The organism is Halobacillus sp., from assembly GCF_049282395.1.
Taxonomy (GTDB): Bacteria; Bacillota; Bacilli; order Bacillales; family Halobacillaceae; genus Halobacillus.
The window spans coordinates 1-5,415 of the sequence record NZ_JBAPTY010000220.1 but is presented as its reverse complement, the minus strand read 5'-3'; the positions used below and the strand labels follow the sequence as shown (position 1 = coordinate 5,415).

Below are 5,415 nucleotides of genomic sequence, written 5' to 3'. Positions count from 1 at the left end.
AAATGGGACAACTTAAATGAACTGTTTGAAGATATGAAAGAAGACCCTTCCAGTGTAACCGTCGTAGGGGCATCTTCTCCAGGTTCTATGGATCACATGCAGTTTGTGAAAATTGCAAAAGCTGCCGGAGTGGATATTAAAGGAATAAAATATGTTTCTGCTCAAGACGGTGGGGCACTCACTCAGGTATTGAATGGAAGTGCAGATGTTTATTCAACAGGTGTAGCTGAGACGATCGAACAAGTAAGAGCGGATAAAATTAAAGTTCTTGGAGTTACATCTGAAGAAAGGTTAGATGGAGAAGTGCTATCTCAATTTCCAACAGCAAAAGAACAAGGGATCGACGCTACCTTTGTAAACTGGAGAGGTTTTTTCGGACCGAAAGATATGGATGAATCAGCTGTTACTTACTATGAAGAAAAATTTAAAGCGGTAAGCGAAACAGAGGCTTTTGCTAATATCCGTGATCAGTATGGGTGGGATGAAATGTACATGGATAGTGAAGAGTATCAGAAGTTTTTGAAAGAACAAAAGGACGAACTTGGTACATTATTAGATGAACTTGGTCTTGGACAATAAGCTAAGCAATTTAATATAAGGTGAAGAACCTGATCTAGATTTAATTCATTAAGATCAGGTTCTTGTCTTATCATTTTAAAATCATTTTTGAAGGTGATAACCGTGCTTAAAACAATGAACCAAAAAATTAGTATTTTTCTTATTTTGTTTTCATCTGGATATTTGTATTTAACTTACAACCTAAAAGAATACCCTTATGTTCCTGTCGATTCTGATTTAGTTCCAAAATTACTAGGGTTCTTGCTGATTGGACTAGCTATTTTATTGTTCTTTGATAAGTCTTCAGAGACCGAGGAAGAAAAGGAAAAGCGTAAAGTGCCAGGAAAAGAGCTTCTTGTGCTGCTTGCGGTAGGTGTCATGATACTTGCTTATATTTTTCTTTTGGAAATCTTAGGCTTTCTATTAGCGACCGCATTATTTGTATTCTTTTGTTCTTGGTTCCTCGGGTACAAAAAATGGAAAAGTAATCTATTAGTTTCTCTGATTTTTCCTTCTGTACTTTACTATTTATTTAATTATTTACTTCAAATTCGATTACCTCAAGGAATATTACCATTTTAAAAGGTGTTGATGAGATATGGGTGCATTAGATGGTTTGATGCAAGGTTTCCAAGTAGCATTTAGTTTACAAGGTATTTTGTTTGTCCTCATTGGTGTAGTTACCGGTACGTTAATTGGAATGATGCCCGGTCTTGGACCTATCAGTGCCATTGCTATCATGATTCCAGTCACTTATGGAATGAATCCATCTTCCGCATTGGTCATGATGGCGGGAGTCTATTACGGAGCCGTATTTGGAGGATCTACATCCTCCATTCTATTAAACGCCCCTGGGATTTCCGGTACGGTGGCTACGTCTTTTGATGGTTATCCAATGGCTCAGAGAGGAGAAGCAGGTAAAGCGTTAGCTATTGCTGCTATTTCCTCCTTTGTCGGTGGAACGGTGTCTGTCGTGCTGTTAATGTTATTTGCCCCAGCGTTAGCTCAAGTGGCTGTTTCCTTTGGACCACCGCAATATTTTGCATTGATGTTCCTTGGGTTAACGGCGATTTCAAGTCTTTCAGAAGGCTCAACAGTTAAAGCGTTAATATCGGCGACGGTGGGTTTTATTGTTGCAACGATTGGGATAGATGCCCAAACAGGTACGAACCGCTTTACTTTTAACAATCCCAACTTGATGGAAGGAGTCGACTTTCTTGTCATCGCTTTAGGTCTTTTTGCGCTAGCGGAAGTTTGTTTTCTAGTGAAAAACCGTAAAGATCAATCTCTTAGTAAACAAGGTGACATCGGAAACTTAAGGCTGAGTAAACAGGATTTCAAGGAAATGAAAGGCCCTATGACCCGTCAGTCTTTCTTAGGATTCGTGTTAGGAGTTCTGCCTGGAGCGGGGGCCACTATAGCTTCATTTATAGGTTATATTACTGAAAAGAGAATTGCGAAGAAACCTGAAGAGTTCGGTAAAGGATCGATCAAAGGCGTAGCGGCTCCAGAAACAGCGAATAATGCTGCTACCAGTGGTGCTTTTGTTCCATTATTAAGCCTGGGGATTCCAGGTTCAGGCACAACAGCTGTCATGCTTGGTGCATTCTTGGTACTTGATATTCAACCTGGTCCTTTACTTGTTACAGATCGTCCTGAAGTATTCTGGGGGATTATTGCAAGTATGTATATAGGAAATGTATTTCTATTAATCTTAAACTTGCCTTTAATTCCTTACATTGCAAAGATTTTGAAGATCTCAAGACCAATGCTTATTTCCTTAGTTATTATTTTCAGTTTAATAGGCGTATATTCCATTAGTTTCAGTACGTTTGATTTATATTTGCTGCTTTTATTTGGTTTACTTGGTTACTTAATGCGATTGTTTTCCTTCCCGGCAGCTCCATTCATCCTTGCCTTCATTCTGGGTGGAATGATGGAACAAGCCTTTAGGCAGGCGCTAACAGCATCCGGGGGAAGTCTGTTGGTCTTAATTGAAGATCCTGTTTCTATTGCCCTGCTAGGCATTAGTGTGCTTTCTTTCATTGTACCCATTATTCGAAATCGTGTTCGGCAGAGAGCAGAACATGAAGGCTCTGAACAATAGGGGGGAGTTTTAAGAATATGTACGATAAAGTGATCGAAAAAATAGCAGAATATGTAACCGAAGAACAATCTTTTAGTGATGAAGCCTGGAAAAATGCACGGTATGTTCTTATGGATTCCGTGGCTTGTGCTGGTTTAGCTTTAGATTATCCGGCATGCACTAAGCACCTTGGACCGGTGGTACCAGGGATTCAAACTCCTCATGGATCACGAGTTCCAGGGACGTTGCATGAATTAGACCCTGTGCAAGGTGCTTTTAATATCGGACTTTTGATTCGTTGGCTTGACTATAATGACACGTGGCTTGCAGAAGAATGGGGCCACCCTTCTGATAACTTAGGGGGAATATTAGCAGTCGCTGATTATTTGTCCAGAAAATATGAGGCTGAAGGAAGAAAATCTTTTTACATGAATGATGTACTATACAGGATGATTCAAGCCCATGAAATCCAGGGTGTACTTGCGTTAAGCAACAGTATGAACCGCTATGGAATTGATCACGTTTTATTTGTAAAGATTGCTACTGCTGCGGTCACTTCAGCCATGTTAGATGGCTCGAAAGAACAAGTAATGAATGCCGTAAGTAATGCGTGGATCGATAATGGAAGTTTACGGACTTATCGTCATTTTCCAAATACGGGTTCTAGAAAATCCTGGGCTGCGGGTGATGCGACGAGTAGAGGCGTTCGACTTGGTTTAATGGCACTAAAAGATGAGATGGGCTATCCGACTGCGCTGACAGCGGAAAAATGGGGATTTGAGGATGTCATACTGGGAGGTAAATCAATTACTCTATCCCAACAATTAAGCGATTATGTGATGGAGAATGTGTTGTTTAAAATATCCTATCCTGCTGAATTTCATGCTCAAACGGCAGCTGAATGCGCGATAAAACTATACCCTAAAGTAAGAGGAAGAGTTTCAGAGATACAAGAAATCCTAATCGAAACGCAAGAGTCAGCTAAGAGGATTATTGATAAAAAGAGCAGTCTAAACAATCCTGCTGATCGCGATCATTGTATTCAATATATTACGGCTATTGGTTTATTGTTTGGGAAACTGGAAGCGGAGCATTATGAAGATCATTTTGCTATAGATCACCCAGAAATCGACAGACTGCGGAACAAAATGAAAGTTGTGGAAGAGACTGAGTTCACGGAAGAATACTTCCATCCTGAAAAACGTTCAATAGCTAACAGAGTCACCATTCGTTTCTCAGAAGAAAATCAAACGAAACAGGTGGAAGTGCGTTATCCTATCGGTCATCGCCAGCGTAGGGAGGAAGGATATCCTTTAATAGAGAAAAAGTTTGAAAATAATATGAAAGCGTTGTTTCCTGAAGAAAGAATCCAGCATCTTCTGCAGCTTCACAAGCCTAAACGTCTACCATCTATCAAAGTGAATGATTATATGGGAGCTTTTGTACCTTAGGAGGTCTTTAATTAAATGAGCTGGTTATTAGACGAAAATATATCTCATAAATATTTATGTCAATCGTTTCGGGAGCAAATGAAAGCTAAAGAAATCATGAGACTTGTAGGAGCTCATCATGGATTAGCTGGGATGATGGCTAAGAAATCTGGATTCACCTCCCTTTATTTATCGGGGGGAGCTTTATCTGCAAGTAAGGGTTTACCCGACATTGGATTATTAACGCATGAAGAAATCGTAACGAAAGCCAAAGAACTGGTTAACGCTGCAAACCTTCCTTTACTGGTAGACATTGATACAGGCTATGGGGAAGCTTATAATACCGTAAGATTAGTGCAGGATCTAGTAAAGGCTCGAGTAGCTGCGGTTCAATTGGAGGATCAGGTATTTCCTAAGAAATGCGGGCATTTAGAGGGTAAGAGTTTAGTTCCTATAGAAGAAGTGGTGGAAAAAATAGAGCTTATTAAGAAAGCTGCTCCCGATCTAGTAATTGTGGCCCGTACAGATGCATTGGCAGTAACTAGTAGAGAAGATGCGGTGAAAAGAGCCAAAGCTTACATAGAAGCGGGGGCTGAGTGTGTATTTCCTGAAGCTGTTGAGACAGAGGAAGATATGGAATATCTTGCTCACCGCCTTCAAATGCCGCTCTTATACAATATGACAGAGTTTGGGAAAACCCCTTATAAGACAAGTGATGAGATAGAAAAACTCGGGTTCTCCCTAGTGATTTACCCTGTTACATCATTACGTGTAGCTCTTAAAGCAATCGAACACATCTATGAAACGATTTATCAAGACGGTACTCAAGAAAATACGCTTGATCGAATGCAGACGCGTGAGGAGTTATATGAACTAATTGACTACCATAAATATGAGGATTTTAAATAAAAAAGAGGAAGAACGGCACGAATTGCAGCTCTTCCTCTTTTTTTAGTCCATTTCCACATCTTCACTCGTTACCACATACAATCTGTCAGTTTTAAAAGTCTTAAATTCTTTTAAGTATTCACTATGGTAATGGATTTTTTGCTCAATCACTTTATCTAATTTATCTTCTCGATCAGCTTCCTCAAGTGCATCCCTGGACCCTAGTCTACTTGCAAGCTGGTCAAGAAAAACTTCTTCTTCAGGGGTCCTGGTTTTTCTATTTAATTGAATTTCAAAATCTTCAGTAGGTACGTATTTCTTGGATTCTTCATCATAACTTACCAGATTCTCAAGTCCAAAATCTTTAGCGTACGAGAGAATATATTGCGTCAAATCTTCATAGTTGCTCAAGTGATCGTGCTTTTTAGTTCCTACTGTACGATTGGTTATGTA

The 5,415-nt window shown here is 39.7% G+C and carries 6 protein-coding genes; 5 read left to right on the top strand and 1 reads right to left on the bottom strand.

Annotated features, from left to right (window positions below; translation table 11 throughout):
- The 5 genes from WAM07_RS09710 to prpB all read left to right on the top strand — a co-directional run.
- A partial coding sequence (locus WAM07_RS09710; RefSeq protein ID WP_422166411.1) for a Bug family tripartite tricarboxylate transporter substrate binding protein occupies positions 1 to 579 on the top strand: 579 nt, incomplete at its 5' end.
- Between the two features lie 102 nt (positions 580 to 681).
- A complete protein-coding gene (locus WAM07_RS09705) occupies positions 682 to 1,140 on the top strand; it encodes a tripartite tricarboxylate transporter TctB family protein (protein ID WP_422166409.1) in 459 nt (152 codons plus the stop codon).
- Positions 1,141 to 1,156: 16 nt separating this feature from the next.
- Positions 1,157 to 2,665 (top strand): tripartite tricarboxylate transporter permease, encoded by a 1,509-nt coding sequence (locus WAM07_RS09700; RefSeq protein WP_422166407.1) that lies wholly within the window; start codon positions 1,157 to 1,159, stop codon positions 2,663 to 2,665.
- A 17-nt stretch (positions 2,666 to 2,682) separates the two neighbouring features.
- Positions 2,683 to 4,095, top strand: coding sequence for a bifunctional 2-methylcitrate dehydratase/aconitate hydratase (locus tag WAM07_RS09695; protein ID WP_422166405.1), 1,413 nt, complete (start codon positions 2,683 to 2,685; stop codon positions 4,093 to 4,095).
- 15 nt (positions 4,096 to 4,110) lie between these two features.
- Positions 4,111 to 4,983 carry a methylisocitrate lyase gene (prpB, locus tag WAM07_RS09690; protein ID WP_422166403.1) on the top strand — a complete coding sequence of 291 codons (873 nt, stop codon included), beginning with the start codon at positions 4,111 to 4,113 and terminating at the stop codon, positions 4,981 to 4,983.
- A gap of 42 nt (positions 4,984 to 5,025) precedes the next feature.
- On the opposite strand, the gene WAM07_RS09685 is transcribed toward prpB, so the two are convergent.
- Positions 5,026 to 5,415, bottom strand: a 390-nt coding sequence (locus tag WAM07_RS09685) for a hypothetical protein (protein WP_422166401.1), incomplete at its 5' end; no start/stop codon positions are given.